This window comes from Micromonospora sp. A3M-1-15 (assembly GCF_024213425.1).
In the GTDB taxonomy this organism is placed as follows: Bacteria; Actinomycetota; Actinomycetes; order Mycobacteriales; family Micromonosporaceae; genus Micromonospora; species Micromonospora chersina.
In genome coordinates, this window is sequence record NZ_JANAVK010000003.1 from 866,677 (window position 1) to 882,617 (window position 15,941).

Annotated in this window: 13 protein-coding genes; 6 read left to right on the forward strand and 7 right to left on the reverse strand. The window is 74.2% G+C overall.

Annotated features, from left to right (window positions below; all coding sequences use genetic code 11):
• Positions 1-18: 18 nt before the first annotated feature.
• Positions 19-2,634, reverse strand: coding sequence for a LuxR family transcriptional regulator (locus NLX85_RS19240; protein WP_254337033.1), 2,616 nt, complete (start codon positions 2,632-2,634; stop codon positions 19-21).
• Positions 2,635-2,712: 78 nt separating this feature from the next.
• Between NLX85_RS19240 and NLX85_RS19245 the strand changes: the two genes are divergently transcribed.
• Positions 2,713-3,060 (forward strand): nuclear transport factor 2 family protein, encoded by a 348-nt coding sequence (locus NLX85_RS19245; RefSeq protein ID WP_254337035.1) that lies wholly within the window; start codon positions 2,713-2,715, stop codon positions 3,058-3,060.
• Entirely contained in the window at positions 3,057-4,430 is a 1,374-nt protein-coding gene (locus NLX85_RS19250) for an MFS transporter (RefSeq protein WP_254337037.1), read from the forward strand. Before NLX85_RS19245 ends, NLX85_RS19250 begins: the two co-directional genes overlap by 4 nt.
• An 86-nt stretch (positions 4,431-4,516) precedes the next feature.
• Here NLX85_RS19250 and NLX85_RS19255 read toward each other — a convergent pair whose 3' ends face one another.
• From NLX85_RS19255 to NLX85_RS19270, 4 genes are all read right to left on the reverse strand, one after another.
• Positions 4,517-6,346: a glycoside hydrolase family 15 protein gene (locus tag NLX85_RS19255; RefSeq protein ID WP_254337039.1), complete on the reverse strand. Its 1,830-nt coding sequence runs from the start codon at positions 6,344-6,346 to the stop codon at positions 4,517-4,519.
• A 34-nt stretch (positions 6,347-6,380) separates the two neighbouring features.
• Positions 6,381-6,857: a hypothetical protein gene (locus NLX85_RS19260; RefSeq protein WP_254337041.1), complete on the reverse strand. Its 477-nt coding sequence runs from the start codon at positions 6,855-6,857 to the stop codon at positions 6,381-6,383.
• A 378-nt stretch (positions 6,858-7,235) separates the two neighbouring features.
• Positions 7,236-8,615 (reverse strand): IS607 family element RNA-guided endonuclease TnpB, encoded by a 1,380-nt coding sequence (gene tnpB / locus NLX85_RS19265; RefSeq protein WP_254337043.1) that lies wholly within the window; start codon positions 8,613-8,615, stop codon positions 7,236-7,238.
• Positions 8,612-9,190 carry an IS607 family transposase gene (locus NLX85_RS19270; protein ID WP_254337045.1) on the reverse strand — a complete coding sequence of 193 codons (579 nt, stop codon included), beginning with the start codon at positions 9,188-9,190 and terminating at the stop codon, positions 8,612-8,614. Before NLX85_RS19270 ends, tnpB begins: the two co-directional genes overlap by 4 nt.
• Before the next feature lie 101 nt (positions 9,191-9,291).
• Between NLX85_RS19270 and NLX85_RS33095 the strand changes: the two genes are divergently transcribed.
• The gene (locus NLX85_RS33095; RefSeq protein WP_256566977.1) at positions 9,292-9,420 is read left to right on the forward strand and encodes a hypothetical protein; all 129 of its coding nucleotides are present in this window, start codon (positions 9,292-9,294) and stop codon (positions 9,418-9,420) included.
• Positions 9,421-9,440: 20 nt separating this feature from the next.
• On the opposite strand, the gene NLX85_RS19275 is transcribed toward NLX85_RS33095, so the two are convergent.
• Positions 9,441-10,538 carry a CapA family protein gene (locus NLX85_RS19275; protein WP_254337047.1) on the reverse strand — a complete coding sequence of 366 codons (1,098 nt, stop codon included), beginning with the start codon at positions 10,536-10,538 and terminating at the stop codon, positions 9,441-9,443.
• Between the two features lie 334 nt (positions 10,539-10,872).
• Between NLX85_RS19275 and NLX85_RS19280 the strand changes: the two genes are divergently transcribed.
• Positions 10,873-11,958: a P1 family peptidase gene (locus NLX85_RS19280; RefSeq protein WP_254337049.1), complete on the forward strand. Its 1,086-nt coding sequence runs from the start codon at positions 10,873-10,875 to the stop codon at positions 11,956-11,958.
• 27 nt (positions 11,959-11,985) lie between these two features.
• Here NLX85_RS19280 and NLX85_RS19285 read toward each other — a convergent pair whose 3' ends face one another.
• The gene (locus NLX85_RS19285) at positions 11,986-12,312 is read right to left on the reverse strand and encodes a PP2C family protein-serine/threonine phosphatase (protein ID WP_254337051.1); all 327 of its coding nucleotides are present in this window, start codon (positions 12,310-12,312) and stop codon (positions 11,986-11,988) included.
• 310 nt (positions 12,313-12,622) lie between these two features.
• Between NLX85_RS19285 and NLX85_RS19290 the strand changes: the two genes are divergently transcribed.
• Entirely contained in the window at positions 12,623-15,358 is a 2,736-nt protein-coding gene (locus NLX85_RS19290) for an ATP-binding protein (protein WP_254337054.1), read from the forward strand.
• 67 nt (positions 15,359-15,425) lie between these two features.
• Entirely contained in the window at positions 15,426-15,911 is a 486-nt protein-coding gene (locus NLX85_RS19295) for a hypothetical protein (protein ID WP_254337056.1), read from the forward strand.
• Positions 15,912-15,941 lie beyond the last annotated feature (30 nt).

The following is a 15,941-nucleotide window of genomic DNA, read 5'->3' on the forward strand; positions in this document are numbered from 1 at the left end:
TGATGGCACGCCGGCTGGTCACAACGCCAGGGCGGCCAGTTCGGTGCGGCTGGTGACGCCGAGCTTCGGGTACGCCTTGTACAGGTGGTACGCGACCGTCTTGGGGCTGAGGAACAGCTGCGCGGCGATGTCCCGGTTGGACAGCCCCGTGCCGGCGAGCCGGGCGATCTGCAGCTCCTGCGGGGTGAGGTCGGCGGCGGCCGACGCGGCGGGTTGCGGTGCGCGCAGGCCGGTGGCCTCCACCTCGCCGCGCGCCCGCGCCGCCCACGGCGCCGCGCCCAACTGGTCGAACGTGCTTAGGGCGTGGTGCAGGCGGCCGCGGGCGTCGGCCTTGCGCCGGGCGCGGCGCAGCCACTCGCCGTAGAGCAGTTCGGTGCGGGCCTGCTCGAAGGGGCGGCCGCCGGCCTTCAGCGCGAGCAGGTAGTCCTGCTCGTCGCCGGAGAGCAGCGCCCGGCACCGGTACGCCAGCGACGTCGCCCACGGCTGGTCCACCCGCTCCGCCCAGGCTGAGAAGCGGGTGTACGCGTCCTGGGCCTGCTCGGGCACGCCGGCCCGCACGGCCGCCTCGACCAGGTCGGGCACGCTCCGGTAGGCGCACACCTGGTGCGCGTACGGGTTCTCCTGCAGGACGGCGAGCCGGGTCACGGCGGACTCGGCGCGGCCCTGGCCGAGGTCGAGCAGGCCCTGCGCCCACAGCGTCCACGCCCGACCGCCCGCTTCGGCGCCCGCCGCGGCGCCGTCCAGCGCCGAGGCCACGAGTTCCTGGCCGCGTGCCTCGTCGCCGGCCACCGCGGCCAGCACGGCCTGCACGGCGAGCAGTTGGCTGACCCAGAGCGGCTGGTTTCCGTCGCGGGCGACCCGGACCGCCTCGTCGAGGCTGACCGCGGCGTCGCGGTGCCGGCCGTGGAAGAACTCCGCCTCGGCGAGGAAGAACAGCAGCGTGGGCAGCAGGCCGAGGACGCCGTCGGCCCGGCAGCGGGCGACCAGGCCGGAGGCCAGCTCGTACGTCTCGGCGTCCTGGCCGGCGACGAAGCCGAGCCCGCACAGCTGCACGCGCTCGCGGGGTTCGGCGCCCACCTGGGCGGCGACCGTGGCGAGCGGCAGCGGACGGCCGCGGACGGCGGCGACCTGGTAGCGGGCCACCGGATGGTCCAGCGTCGCGAGCTGGTCGAGGCAGGCGCCCAGGTACGGCTCGCCGAGGTACCAGGCCGGGTGGAACGCCGCCACCAGCAACGCGTCCCGCTGTCCGGGGTCGAGCTGCGCACCCTGGCTCATCAGGTCGTACGCGGTCTGATGGCCGCCCTGCCAGAACCAGGCGTGCCCTTCGACCCAGGCGACGCGGGCGTGGAAGGCCGGCTCGTTCACCAGGCCGGCCGCCCGCTCGGCGAGCCGGACCGCGTTGTCGAGGTGCCCGGACTGCAGGCCGCTCTCGGCGGCCAGCAGCAGCCGGCGTGCCTGTGCGTCGGCGTCCCCGCTCAGCTCGGCGGCGCGCGCGAACGCGGCCAGCGCCGCGCCGTAGCCGCTGCGCGCGCGGGCCTGCTCGGCGGTGCGTTCGAGGGTGGCGGCCACCTGCTCGTCCGGTCCGGTGGTGGCCGCGGCGAGGTGCCAGGCCCGCCGGTCGGCGGTGTCGGGCGTGGTGAGCACGTCCGCGAGCGCCCGGTGCACGGCGAGCCGCTCCGGGTACGCGGCGGCGGCGTGCACGGCGGCGCGGACCAGCGGGTGGCGGAACCGCAGCCGCCGGCCGGTGACCTCGACGAGCCGGGCCTCCTCCGCCGGCCGCAGGTCCGCCGGGCCCGCGCCGAGGGGGGCGGCGGCGCGCAGCAGCACGTCCAGGTCGCCGGTGTCCTCGACGGCGGCGAGGAGCAGCAGCGTCCGGGCGCCGGCGGGCAGCCGGTCGACCTGGCCGTGGAACGCCGCCTGCAACCGGTCGGTCAGCGGCAGCGGGCCGCCGGCGTCGCCGGCCCGGACGACGCGGGGCAGCTCGATCAGCGCGAGCGGGTTGCCCTGCGCCTCGCCGAGCACCCGCATCCGCACCTCGGGGGCGAGCTGCGGGTCGAGCAGCCGGACGGCGTCGGCCGGCGCGAGCGCGCCGACGATGAGTTCGGGCAGGCCGGGGGCGGGAAAGACGCCGTCCCGGGCGGCGAAGATCATCACGACGCCCTCGGCGTGCAGCCGGCGCGCGGCGAACAGCAGCGCCTCGGCGGAGACGCTGTCCAGCCACTGGGCGTCGTCGACGAGGCAGAGCAGCGGACTGTCCTCGGCCAGGTCCGCCAGGAGCGACAGCACCGCGAGCCCCACCAGCAGCCGGTCGGCCGGGGCGCCGCCGCCGAGCCCGAACGCGGAGGCGAGCACCTGCCGCTGGGGCGTAGGCAGCCGGTCGAGGCGGTCGAGCGCCGGCCGGACGAGCTGGCTCAGCCCGGCGAACGGCAGCTCGGCCTCGAACTCGGCGGCGCTGGCGCGCAGCACGCGCAGCGGCCGGCCGGTGGGCGACGTCAGCTCGGCGGCCCAGTCCAGCAGCGCGGTCTTGCCGATGCCCGGCCCGCCCCGCAGCACCAGCGCGGCGCTCTCCCCCGCCCGGGCCCGCGCCACCAGGGCCGCGATCCGGTCCTGCTCTGCGCCGCGGCCGTGCAACATTCTCTCGACCCTACACAGGTACGCGGTACCTAAGCGCTACCGATTCCCGGCCGCCGGATCCTCCATAGCGTCTTCGCCATGGAACTGATCGAGAAGTACCTGACCGCCTGGAACACCACCGACGCCGCCGCCCGCCGGGCCCTCATCGACGAGGTGTGGGCGGCCGACGGGACGTACACCGACCCGCTGGCCTCCGTCGCGGGCCGCGACCAGATCGACGCGCTGATCGCCGGCGTGCAGCAGCAGTTCCCCGGGCTGGAGTTCAGCCTCGCGGGCCCGGTCGACGCGCACCACGACCTGGCCCGCTTCACCTGGAACCTGGGCCCGCGCGGCGCCGAGCCGATCGTCGTCGGCTTCGACGTCGCGGTCATCGTCGACGGCCGGATCGCCACCGTGCACGGCTTCCTGGACCGGGTGCCGGCATGACCGTCCTGAGCGCGCGGCCGGTGCGGGTCACCGCACCGGCCGCGCGGCCCGGCGCTTTCCTGCCGGTGCTGCTGATCTCGACGTTCATGACCGCGATCGACGCGTTCATCGTCAACGTGGCCCTGCCGGTGATGCAACGCGACCTGGACGCCGGCCCGGCCGCGCTGGAGTGGGTGGTCGCGGGCTACGTGCTCGCGGTGGCCGCCGGCCTGATCACCGGCGGCCGGCTGGGCGACCGGTACGGCCGCCGCCAGGTCTTCGGTCTCGGCGTGGCGCTGTTCACCGCGGCCTCGGTGCTGTGCGGGCTGGCGCCCACCGTGGGCGTTCTCATCGGCGCCCGGGTGCTGCAGGGGCTCGCGGCGGCGCTGCTCATGCCGCAGGTGCTGGCCATCGTGCGGACCAGCGTCGCGCCGACCGAGCAGCCGAAGGCGATCGCCCGGTACGGCCTGACCATGGGCCTGGGCGCCGTCTTCGGCCAGTTGATCGGTGGCCTGCTGATCCGGGCGGACCTGTTCGGCCTGGACTGGCGGCTGTGTTTCCTCATCAACCTGCCGATCGGGGTGGCCGCGCTGGCGCTGCTGCGCCGGGTGCCGGAGTCCCGCCACCCGGCGACCCGGCTCGACCTGGCCGGCGTGGTCCTGGTCAGCGCGGCGCTGGTCGCGCTGGTGCTGCCGCTGGTGGAGGGACGCGAGCAGGGCTGGCCGCTGTGGACCTGGCTGAGCCTGGCCGCCGCCGTGCTGCTGTTCGCGCTCTTCGCGGTGACCCAGCGGCGCAGCGCGCAACCCCTGGTGGACCTCACGCTGTTCCGGGAGCGGGCGTTCTCGGTGGGGCTGGTGGCGACCCAGGTGTTCTGGATGGGGCAGGCGTCGTTCTTCCTCATCCTGGCGCTCTACCTCCAGGTCGAACGGGGCCTGTCGGCGCTGGAGTCGGGCGTCGTGTTCATCGCCATCGGCGCCGGCTACCTGGCCACCTCGATGTACGCGCACCGGATCGCGGCCCGGCTCGGCCGGCAGGTCGTCAGCGTCGGCGCGCTGGTGATGGCGGTCGGCCTGTACGGCATGTGGCAGGCGGCCGGACACGACACCGGCTGGCTCGTGCCGGGGCTGGCCGTGGACGGCATCGGCATGGGCATCGCGCTCGCCCCGCTCACCACCACCGTGCTCTCGCGGATCAACCCGCAGCACACCGGCGCCGCCGCCGGGGTGCTGGCCACGGTGAACCAGACCGGCAACGCGGTCGGGGTGGCCCTGATCGGCATCGTCTTCTACCGGGCCGCGGACCTGACCGGCGGGTTCCGGGCCGGGCTGGTCGCGCTCATCGTGCTGGAACTGGCGCTGGCCGCCATCATCCAGCTGCTGCCGAAGCGATGACGCCGTACGCACCGGCCGCCGTCCCTCGGGCCGGCGGCCGGTGGACCGCTCCCCCACGGCGGTCCTCCGGCGGGGCGTTCCCCTGGTCAGGCGGACGCCGGACCGCTGGTGGGGGCGTCCCGGATGGCGAGTGCGGCCTGGACGAGCGCGGCGTGGGTCAGCGTCTGGGGGTAGTTGCCGAGGTGGGCGCCGGTCTCGGGATCCATCTCCTCGGCGTAGAGGCCGAGGGGGCTGGCGTGGTCGAGCAGGGTCTGGAACAGCTCGACGGCCTCGACGCGGCGCCCGGTGCGGGCCAGGGCCTGCACGAGCCAGAACGAGCAGGGCAGGAACGCGCCCTCACCGCCGGGGAAGCCGTCCCGGCCCGGCGGGTAGCGGTAGAGCAGCGGACCGCCGGCGGAGAGCCGGTCCCGGACGGCGTCGATGGTGCCCCGCACCCGGGGCGATTCGGCGCTGTCCAGGTCGAGCAGCGGCAGGACGAGCACGGCCGCATCAAGGTCCGGGGAGCCGTAGCCGCGCATGTAGCAGCCCGCCTCGGGGTCGAAGCCGCGCGTCCGGACCTCGGCGGCGATCGCGTCCCGTGCCTCCTGCCAACGCCGGCGCTGGCGGTCGGACAGCGGATGGGTGTCGGCGATGCGCAGCGCGCGGTCCAGCGCGAGCCAGCCCATGAGCTTGGAATGGACGTGCTGCGCCGGTTCGCGGACCTCCCAGATGCCCGCGTCGGGCTCCTGCCAGCACCGGGCGACCACGTCGGCGAAGCCGCGCACCGCCCGCCACGTCTCGCTGTAGAGGCGCTGTCCGGCCTGCGCGAACGCCCAGGCCGCGTCGACCACCCAGCCGTAGCCGTCGAGCTGATGCTGGCCGGCGGCGCCGTTGCCGATCCGTACCGGGACGCTGCCGAGGTAGCCGGGCCAGCCGGGCAGGTCGCGTTCCGCCGGCACGTGGCGGCCGTGCAGGGTGAGCAGTGCGGGCAGGCGTGGCCGCTGCAGCCGGCTGGCGTGCAGCAGCCAGGCGAGGAAGCCGTGGGCCTCCCTGGCCTTGCCGACACCGAGGAAGGCACTGACGCCGATGCTGGCGTCGCGGGGCCAGACGTAGCGGTAGTCCCAGTTGCGCATTCCGCCGGGGTCCTCGGGCAACGACGTCGTGGGCGCCGCCACCGGCGCCTGCGAGGGTGAGTAGGTCAGCAGCCGCATGGTGAGCAGGCTGCGGACGACGGCCTCGCGGAACGGCAGCGACTCATCGATCTCGGTCGTCCAGTTCCGCCAGCGGCTCTCGTCCTCGACGAGCAGGTCCCAGGCCGCCGCCGGCTCGACGTGGATCAACGGTTCGCGGTGGGCCACGGCCAGGACGAGGGTGACCGGGCTGCCGGGCCGGACCGTGATCGGGGTGGACCGGCCGGTCTCGATCGCGAGCTCGGGAGCACTCGCCAGGGAGATCGCGACCGACCCCCACGCACAGACCAGGGCCTGGCGACGGTGGTCGATCCGGGGCCGGCGGTGCAGGGCGCCGAGACGGGGATCGAACTCCACGACGGCCTCGACCGCCTCCTGCTCGGCTGACAGCCGCCGCACCAGCAGTGTCGTCGGCAGCAGCCGCCCGCTGACCTCGGTCACCATGCCCTCGGTGAGGGTGAGGCGGCCACCGCCCACCGCCCAGGTCGTCTCCAGGGTGGCGGTGTGCTGCCGGTAGCGCCGTTCGACGACCGCCGCCGGCCGGGCCGGTCCGACCCGGAACGTTCCCGCCTCCGGGCCACCGACCAGCCGGCCGAACAGCGGCTCGCCGTCGAAACGCGGCACGCACAGCCAGTCGATCCCACCGTCACCGGCCACGAGGGCGGCGGTGCGGGTGTCACCCAGCAGCCCGTAGTCGCTGATCGGTCCCGGACGTCGGGGGGAAGTCAGGTCCGGCCCACTAGTCATGACGACCGCTCCCTCACGAGTCGGCGACCACGGGTCAGTCGGCCTGGAGGAGCAGCCCGAGGACGATTCCGTAGATCACGTGGATGACGACCGCGACCGCGGGAGTCTGCACGCCGTAGTTGACGCCGAGCATGCCGGGCGGCTCCAACACGGCCGTGCTGGTCAGGCCGGCCCGCTGCGACGCCATGCGGGGATGGACGCCCGGTAGCAGCGGCAGGAGCACCGTCAACGCGATGCCGACGTGCAGCAGCCCGAGCAGCGCCCCGATCCACCAGGTGGCCCGGTGCAGCAGGGCGAACGTGGCCGCGTAGCCGAGGGCGAAGCCCTGGCCGGCGCCGAGGTGCATGAAGAACCCGACGACCCGGGCCCGGTCGGGATCCTCGGTGACCAGGGTCCCGAGCACCAGCGGAAAATCGAGGCGGGTGAGGCCGGCCAGTTGCGCGGTGATCAGCGCCGCGGTGAGCGCCGCGGTGGCGACCAACCCGAACAGACCCCATCCGGCCCAGTCCATGTCAGCGGTAGCCGGCGTGGCGCTGGCTCCCGCTCGGAACGGCGAGCGTTCCGGCGGGAGCGGATGTTCGTGCTGTCATGGACCCATCCTTCAACCGCAAACCCCTCGACTTCACCATAAGCCACCCATCCCGGCACGTCGGCCCGCTTGTCGCGGTACGGCGGGGCCAGGTGGTACGTTCGCGAGAATCTCGATCATGGCCGTACGGTGCGGCTGCTCATGCCCATGGCCGCGCTGCTGTTCCTGAGCCTCGCCCTGCTGATCCGCGCCGTCGACGACGGGCTGCTGCGGCAGTACTCCGGCACCGCGCTGTATGCGTCGACGGTCTGGGCCGGCCGCCGGGGCCGGCCGGGGTGCTGTTCCTGTGGCCGTTACCGTTCAGTGCGTTCTAGCGAGCGCACGGTTGGTAGTCCCGCCTTGCGGTGGGACGGCCCCGGTCTGACCGGCGGGCGCCGTGCCGGGTTCACGTTTCATAGCCGCCTGCCCGCGTTGGCGGGTCTTCTGGTCGGCTCCACGTGCTGCCACCGGGCCACTCCCGGCGGTGTCGTACTGGGCGGCCAGGGCGGCCAGGTTGAGTGAGGCGTTGTGGTCGCGGTCCATGACCAGGCCGCACGCCTGGCAGTGGTAGGTGCGCTCGGACAGGGCCAGCTTGGCTTTCACGGTGCCGCAGCCCGAGCAGGTTTTCGAGGACGGGTACCACCGGTCGGCCACGATCAGCCGGCCGCCGCTCCACTGGGTTTTGTACGCGAGTTGCCGGCGGAGTTCGGCGAGTCCGGCGTCGGCGATGTGCCTGGCGAGTCGCCGGTTGGCGAGCATGCCGGTGATGTTGAGGTCTTCGACCACGATCGTGGCGTGTTCGCGGGCAAGCCGGGTGGTGAGCTTGTGCAGCCCGTCGCGGCGCAGGTTGGCGACCCGGGCGTGGGCGCGGCCGAGCCTGTTCGCGGCGCGCTGCCAGCGGTGGGAGGGGCGGCGGCCGGTTCTGCGGTCCGGGCCGGTCTTGCGCGACAGCGCCCGGCCCAGGTGCCGCAGGCGCTGCTGAGCAGTGGTCAGGTGGCGCGGGTTGGGCTCCGTTTCGCCGGTGGACAGCACGGCAAGGTTCGTGATGCCGACGTCGACTCCGATAGTCGAGTCGGGCCGCGTGGGTCGGCGTTCGGCTCGCTCGACCTCGACGGTGAACGAGACGTGCCACCGGCTGCCGTCGCGCCGGACGGTCGCGGACATGATCCGGGCGGTGCCGTTGTCGAGGCGGCGGGCGAGCTTGCGGGCCGACTCGTGCAGCTTCAACCGTCCCAGCCGTGGCAGCACGACATGCGTGCGGTCCGGCTCGACGCGGATCGTTCCGGTGGTGAAACGCACGCTGGGCGTCGTGCGGCGGCGGGACTTGAACCGAGGGAATCCGACCGGCCGGCCGGCCCGATTGCCCGTTCGGGAGTCGGACCAGTTCTTCAACGCGCGAGCCAGCGCGTCGAGGCCGGTGTTGAATGCCTCCTTCGAGCACTCGGCCCACCACGGCGCAACGTTGTGCTTGGCGGCGTTCCACGCCTTGCGCAGCGCGGGTAACGACCACGAGACAGCCGGAGTGAGCCGGCGATCGGGAATACCGTAAGTGCGTTCGGCCGCCCTCTGGTCCATAACGGCTCTGACCCAGGCCAGCGCCCAGTTGTGCGCGACGCGGGCGGCACCGGCGTGCGCGAGCACGTCGCGTTCCTGACCGGGGGTGAGGTCGAGGGCGAACCGGTACGCCTGGATCGTCTTCACGCCAGGTCCTCGGTGGCAGCTTCGATGGCGCGGCGGGCGCGGTCCGCGGCGGCGCGACGGCCGTACAGGCGGGCGCACATCGAGGTCAGGATCTCGGTCACGTCGCGCACGAGCTCGTCGTCCACCTCGGCGGGGTCGACCACGAGCAGGCGGCGGCCCTGCGCGGCGAGTGCGGCTTCGACGTACTCGGCTCCGAACCGGACGAACCGGTCGCGGCGCTCGACCACGATCGTGACCACCGCCGGGTCGCGCAGCAGTGCGAGGAACTCCTCGCGCTGCCCGTTGAGCGTCGAGCCGACCTCGGTCACGACCCGATCGACGGCGAGCTGCCGCCCGGTCGCCCACATCGTGACCCGGGCGACCTGCCGGTCCAGGTCCGCCTCCTGGTCACCCGACGAAACCCGGGCGTACACCACGACCTGCCCGGCGTCCGGAGCCGCGCCCGTCACCGGCTCACCGACCATGATGAGCCGGCCGAGCCGATACGTCGGAACGGGCAGCAGCCCGGCCGCGTACTGCCGCCGCGCGGTCACGTACGAGATACCAGTTGCCGCCGCCCACTCCTTCAAATTCACCGCAACAACTATAGACCGCTAGATATCGCTAACGACCAGCGACACGCCAGCATTGTTGCCCCGGATGGCCCCGGTGCCCGCCGGGGCGCTCCCCACTGGGTGTGCAGTTCGACCCCGTCGACCTGGCCTGGCACCCGGCCGGCGTGGCGCCCCTGGTGGTGCTGCACCACCTCGTGCTCGCCCGGCGCCGCACGGCGTCACCAGCGGCCGGCCCAGCCGGTAGCTGCTGACCACGGAGCCGTCCGCCGCGCTAGCCGGGGCGCTTCGCCGCCAGGCCGGTGCAGCGTTGTGCGGTGGCGAGCGTGTCGAGGATCCGCCGCTTGCCGGCCCCGGTGGCCGGCACCGGCTGGCCGTTGCCGGAGACCGTCGCCGGGACGAACGTGCTGTCCACCACCGTCCGGCCGCGTACGACCAGCTTCAGCACGCCGGAGTCCGTGCTGTGCGACGTGGCGTACCAGAGGAAGTTGCCCAGGCCGTAGTGCACGTAGGTCCGGCCCAGCCAGCCGTCGGCCAGCAGCGTGTGGGCGTGCGCACCGACCACGATGTCGGCGCCGGCCTCGGACAGCCGTCGGGCGAACGTCTTCATCTCCCCGGTCGGGCACGAGTTGCCCTCGACGCCCCAGTGCATGAAGACGACGACCAGGTCGGCCCGCTGCCGAGCCGACCGCACGGCGGCGGTGGCCCGGGCCGGATCGAATGCCATCGCCACGCCGGATCGGTTGTCCGTCGCCCGCCACGACCCGGCCAGGTCGTGCACCTGGGAAATGCCGAGCACCGCGATCCGCAGCCCTCGGACGGTGGTGAGCCAGGGCGCGTACGCCGCGTCGGCGTCGCGCCCGGCGCCGAACACCGGGTACCGGGCCTCTGCGGCGGCGTCGAGGGTGTCGGAGAGCCCCTGCCGGCCGTAGTCGAGGATGTGGTTGTTGGCGATCGACGCCGCGTCGACCCCGGCCGCGCGCAGCGCCGTGAAGGCGGTCTCCGGCGCCCGGAAGTGGTACGTCTTCGGCTCGGGGGTGCCCCGGTCGGTCACCGCCGTCTCCAGGTTGACCAGCGTGAGGTCGGCATCGCGCAGCGTCGACGCGATCGACCCGAAGGCCGTCTCCGGATCGTCGAGCAGGCCCCGGGTGCGGCCGGCGAAGTGGACGTCACCGGCGAAGGCCAGCCGCACCTCGACCGACGTGCTCGGCGCGGACGTCGCGGCGCCGGTGGCGGACGGCGTCGGACCCGGCGTGGCCTCGCGCCAGACCGGCGCCGGGTCGGTCGGTCCGGCGGCGCAGCCGGCCAGCGCGACGCCGACCGCGACCACCGTCAGCGCCGCCAGCGAGGCACGCGCCGTCCTGCGGATCACCCGGCCGAGGGTACGCGCTCCCGACGGCGCCCGGTGACCCCCGCGCACCCAAGGACGGACCGGCTCTCCGCACCACTGGTGGCCTGCGCCTCAGCACGGCCGCAGACGGTTCCTCACGCCGTCGGATCCGGTGCGGGACTAGACTGCGCGTCCGTGACGAACGCGTGCGGCTCGGTGAGGTTCGCTGCCTTCCCGGACAGTTGGTGTTAACGGACGACCGCCACCGCGGGCGGTGGTTCGGACCGGATGCGGCCGGCACGGCACTCATCCTGGTCACCGTCGACTGCGCAGCGGAAAGGGCGGCAGTCTCGGGGGCCGCCCACCCGGGGGCGTCGTGAGGCAGCCCGGCCGCCGCGCCCGCGACCTCGGCGTCGTCGTCGGGCCGCTGCCGACCGGACGGCACAACGCCATCACCGACGTCGCCGGCGTGCTGGTGGGGCACACCACCGTCGACGACGGCGCCGACCTGCACACCGGCGTCACCGCGGTGGTGCCGGCAGGCCTCGGCCCGCAGCGGTGGGCCCTGCCGGCGGCGGTCTGGACCGGCAACGGGTACGGGAAACTGGTCGGCTCGACCCAGGTGGACGAGCTCGGTGTCCTGGAGTCGCCGATCGTCCTGACCGCCACGCTGTCGGTGTTCCGGGCCGCGGACGCGGTGCTGACCCACCTGATGCGGCGCCGGCCCGACGGCCTGTCGTTCAACCCGCTCGTGGGCGAGACCAACGACGGGCACCTCTCGGACATCCGCCGGCGCCCCATCACCGAGCGGCACGTGCTCGACGCCATCGACCGGGCCTCGGACCGGCCGCCGGCGGAGGGCTGCGTCGGGGCCGGCACCGGCACCACGGCGCTGGGCTACAAGGCGGGCATCGGCACCTCGTCCCGGGTGGTACGGGCGGCGGACACCCCGGTGACCGTCGGCGCCCTGGTGCAGGCCAACTTCGGCGGTGTGCTGACGGTGCTGGGTGTCCCGCTGCCGGTCGACGAGCTCGTGCCGCAGGCCGACCGCACGGAGCCGCCCGGCAACTCGTGCATGATCCTGATGGCCACCGACGCCTCGCTGGACGCCCGGCAGCTCGGGCGGCTGGCCCGCCGGGCCGTCTTCGCCATGGGCCGGGTCGGCGCCGCGTACGCCAACGGCAGCGGCGACTACGCGATCGCGTTCAGCACGGCGGAGCCGGGCCGACCGACCATTCCCGATGCTCACCTCGATCCGGTCTTCGCCGCCGTCCTGGACTCGGTGGAGGAGGCGCTGCTCAACTCGCTCTTCGCCGCCACGACCACCCGCGGCGTAGGCGGTCGCGTCAGTCACGCCGTACCGCACGAGGCCGCCGTGCGGCGGTTGGTGGCCGCCGGCCGGCTGCCCGGAAGCGGTGGGAACGGCCCCACCACCCGCTCGGCTGCCCCACCGGGCCGGTGAGCCGCCGGCGCTCCGGGGCACCTCGCCTCAGGCGGTGAGCTGAAGAGCGAGGATGGCCAGGTCATCGGCCTGTGGGACGTCCTGGTGGGCGGTCACCGCCGCACGGACTCGATCCACGAGCTCACCGGGGCTGCCGCTCGGGGCGGCCGCGAGGACGTCGACGAGGCGCTGCTCGCCGAACAGCCCACCGCTGCCGCGGGCCTCGATGACGCCGTCGGTGTAGAGGACGACGCTGTCTCCCCGCCGCAGGTCGATGGCGCGCTCGTCGCGGACGATCTCACGGACAGCTCCGAGGAGCACCCCTCGTACCGCGACGACCTCGACCGTGCCGTCGGCGCGACGGGAGGGCGCCATGTTGGGTCGGCTCCGACGCCACGACCTACTCCCTGGCCGGCGGTCCGGTCGTACTCCCTGAACCTACCCGGCGGGAGGGCCTCGAACGACCCTCGCAGGTGGGCCGACACCGGCACGCCTCGGTTGATTTCTCGCCCCGGTCCGCCGCTGCCAGCGGCTCAGGTGCGTCGAAGCGGTGGTTCCGGCGCATCCGGGGTAGAGGAAACCGCAGGCCGCCGGAGCGGGCGGACACCCGCGGTGTCAGGATGGTCGCAACGCCGACGACAGACACCGAGGGCGGGGACAAGGCTGAGACGAGGTGGGGTCGGACGTGACGCGGGCGGCGCGGGAGCTGTTCGTGGACGGCGGCGATACGGGGCGGTTGATGGCCGCCCTCGACTGGGGGTCGACCCCGCTCGGGGGTGTCGACACGTGGTCGCAGAGCCTGCGTGCGGCAGTACGGATCGTGCTCTCCTCCCGCTACCCGATGCTGCTGCTCTGGGGTGAGGAGTTCACCCAGCTCTACAACGACGCGTACTCCGCGCTGATCGGCGACAAGCACCCGGGTGCGCTCGGTGACGACGTCCGGGTGACCCTCGCCGAGGGCTGGGACGTCCTGGCACCGCTGATCCAGGAGGCGATGGCCACGGGCGTGGCCAGTTGGGTGCCGGCCCTGCAACTGCTGCTCGATCGGTCCGGCTACCGGGAGGAGGCGTACTTCAGCGTCTCCCACGCCCCGGCGCGCGACGACGACGGCCGGACGGTCGGGATCTTCACCGTGTGCAGTGAGGTGACCGAGCAGGTGGTCGGCCAGCGGCGGATGCGTCTGCTGCGTGACCTGGCCGTCCGCGGTGGCGATGCCGCTCCGGACGTCGACGGCACCTGCATCCGGCTCGCCGACGCCATCAGCGGCCATCCGCTGGACGTCCCTTTCGCCGCGGTCTATCTCCGCGAGGGCGACCGGCTACGCCGGGCGGCCTGCACCGACGACGAGCGGGTCCGGGCGGCACTGCCGGCGGTGACGACGGACGTCGACGCGGTGTGGGGCATCGCGACGGCGGCCGGCGGGTCGGCTGCCGAGATCAGCGGGTTACCGGCCCGGCTGACGCTGCCGGCCGGCCCGTGGGGCGACCCGGTCGTCACCGCGTTGGCCCTGCCGCTGCCCTCCGCCGAGGCGGGCCAGCCGCTCGGCGTGCTGGTGGCCGGCGTCAGCCCGAGCCGCGCGCTCGACGAGTCCTACCGGTCGTTCTACGACCTGCTGGCTCAGCAGGTGGCGGTCGCGGTGCGCAACGCCCGCGCGTACGAGGAGGAACGCCGGCGCGCGGAGGCGCTGGCCGAGCTCGATCGGGTCAAGACGAGCTTCTTCACCAACGTCAGTCACGAGTTCCGCACGCCCCTGACCTTGATGCTCGGCCCGCTGGCCGACGCCCTCGACGACGAGGAGGAGCGGCTCTCCGGCCGCCAGCGGGAGCGGGTGGAGACCGCGCAACGCAACGCCACCCGACTGCTCACCCTGGTGAACAACCTGCTCACCTTCGCCAGCGTGGAGGCCGGCCGGGCACGGAGCGACACGCGCCGGGTCGACCTCGCGGCACTCACCGTCGAGCTGACCAGCGTCTTCCGGTCGGCGGTGGAACGCGCGGGCCTCCGGTTGGAGGTGAACTGTCCACCCCTGCCGCGGGCGGTGACGATCGACCCCGTCAACTGGGAACGCATCGTGACCAACCTGCTGTCCAACGCGCTGAAGTACACGTTCGTCGGCCGGATCACCGTCGAGCTGCGCGCCGACGAGGCAGGCGTACGGCTGACCATCGCCGACACCGGGATCGGCATATCGGACGCCGAGCTGCCCCGGCTCTTCGACCGGTTCCACCGCGTGCCCGGCGTCCGCTCCCGCAGCCACGAGGGCACCGGCATCGGCCTGGCGCTGGTCCGTGAACTCGCCCGGCTGGAGGGCGGCGACGTGGAGGTGCACAGCCGGGCCGGGTCGGGGACCGCGTTCACGGTGGCGCTGCCCTGGACAGCTCTGGACCGGCCGGCCACGGCGACCGGGCCGGCGGAGGGGACCGTCGGCGCCGCGGCGCGGGGCGCCGCCCGGGAGGCCGCCGGTTGGCTGGCCGACTCCCCCGGAACGCCGGTCCCGGCGGCCTCCGGCGAGGCGGTCGGCGCGCGCATCCTCGTCGTCGACGACAACGCCGACATGCGCTCGTATCTGATGCGCATCCTGAGCGACCAGGGCTGGCACGTACGCGCCGTCGGGGACGGCCGACAGGCGTTGGAGGCGATCCGGCGCGAGGCACCGGACCTGGTGCTCACCGACGTGATGATGCCCCACGTGGACGGCTTCGAGCTGGTCCGCCGGCTGCGGGGGGACCCGGCCACCCGCACCCTTCCGGTGCTGGTGCTGTCCGCCCGCGCCGGGGCGGAGGCCAGCGTGGAAGGGCTGGCGCTCGGGGCGGACGACTACGTGGTGAAGCCGTTCACCGCCGCGGAGCTGATCGCGCGGATCCGGGCCGCCCTGTCCGGCGCGCGGCTGCGCCAGCGGACGGCTCCGGTTCCACCGGTTCGTGGCGCCGTCTCGTCGTACGCCGATCCGGAGCCCCAGGAGACCGCCACGGCCGCCACGGCCGACGCCGGGCAGCCCGCAGCGCGCGACGGAGTCCGCCGGCCCGACGTGTCGCGGCAGGAGGCGGTGGAAGCGGTCGACAGCAGTTGGACGTACCGGTCGGAGCCCGCGGCGGCCGCGACGATGCGCCGCGACCTGAGAACCGCGTTGGCCGCGCTGGACGCCGACCCGGACCTGGTGCAGGACCTGGTCACGGCCGCCTCGGAGGCCATGAACAACGCGGTCGAGCACGCGCAGCACCCCAGTCGGCCCGAGGTGCGGGTCGGCCTGCGGGTCGACGCTGGCACGGTACGGGTCACCGTACGGGACTTCGGCACGTGGCGGGACCGGCGCCCGGCGATGGACCGGGGGCGCGGCGCCACGGTGATGAACGCCTGCGCCGACGTCCGGTTGGTTTGCCAGGCCGACGGCACCACTGTCACCCTGGAGCGGAGCGTGTAGCTCCGCCGGCCATGGCAGCCACTGCTCGCAGCGGACCCGCCAGGCGTACGACGAACTCGCGCGGCCGGTGCGGTTGCTGGCGGCGCTGCTCGTGCTGCCCGGCTGTGTCGCGGCCGTCGTCTCACGACGGCCCGCGCTGCTGGCCACCGGCGCCGCGGCGGTCGTCGCGCTGGCCGAAACGGGTCGCCGCCGCGCCGGCGGCACAGCGGTTTTCCCCGCGGCCACGGCCTGGACGGCGCCGCTGTCGCTGCTGGAACGCGGCGTGTGCAGCTGGTTCGCCGTGAGCCAGGCGTTGTGCCGCGGCGGGGTCCGCTACGCCGGCGGGCGGCTGGGCCGCGCCGCGAACTCGACCCGCGCCCTGCGCCGCCGACTCGCACAACCGCGGCCCACGGCCCGCTCGCGACAGGCGGACAGCGCCGGAGCCGCTTGCCGTTACCGGGCTCACCCGGCCACGTCGTCACCCTCCCCCCGGCCTGCCGAGGTGCTCCACCTGCTCGCCGGACCGCTCTACTACCGCCTGGCACCGCCGGCGCCCCCGTCGACCGGTCCTTAGCGCAGCGCATGGTGGAACGGGTGCTGAGGG

What these genes read in the sequence shown, in the direction of transcription:
- NLX85_RS19240 (WP_254337033.1), bottom strand. Translation starts at nt 2,634, where the DNA reads ATGTTGCACGGCCGCGGCGCAGAGCAGGACCGGATCGCGGCCCTGGTG.
- NLX85_RS19245 (WP_254337035.1), top strand. Translation starts at nt 2,713, where the DNA reads ATGGAACTGATCGAGAAGTACCTGACCGCCTGGAACACCACCGACGCC.
- NLX85_RS19250 (WP_254337037.1), top strand. Translation starts at nt 3,057, where the DNA reads ATGACCGTCCTGAGCGCGCGGCCGGTGCGGGTCACCGCACCGGCCGCG.
- NLX85_RS19255 (WP_254337039.1), bottom strand. Translation starts at nt 6,346, where the DNA reads ATGACTAGTGGGCCGGACCTGACTTCCCCCCGACGTCCGGGACCGATC.
- NLX85_RS19260 (WP_254337041.1), bottom strand. Translation starts at nt 6,857, where the DNA reads ATGGACTGGGCCGGATGGGGTCTGTTCGGGTTGGTCGCCACCGCGGCG.
- NLX85_RS19285 (WP_254337051.1), bottom strand. Translation starts at nt 12,312, where the DNA reads ATGGCGCCCTCCCGTCGCGCCGACGGCACGGTCGAGGTCGTCGCGGTA.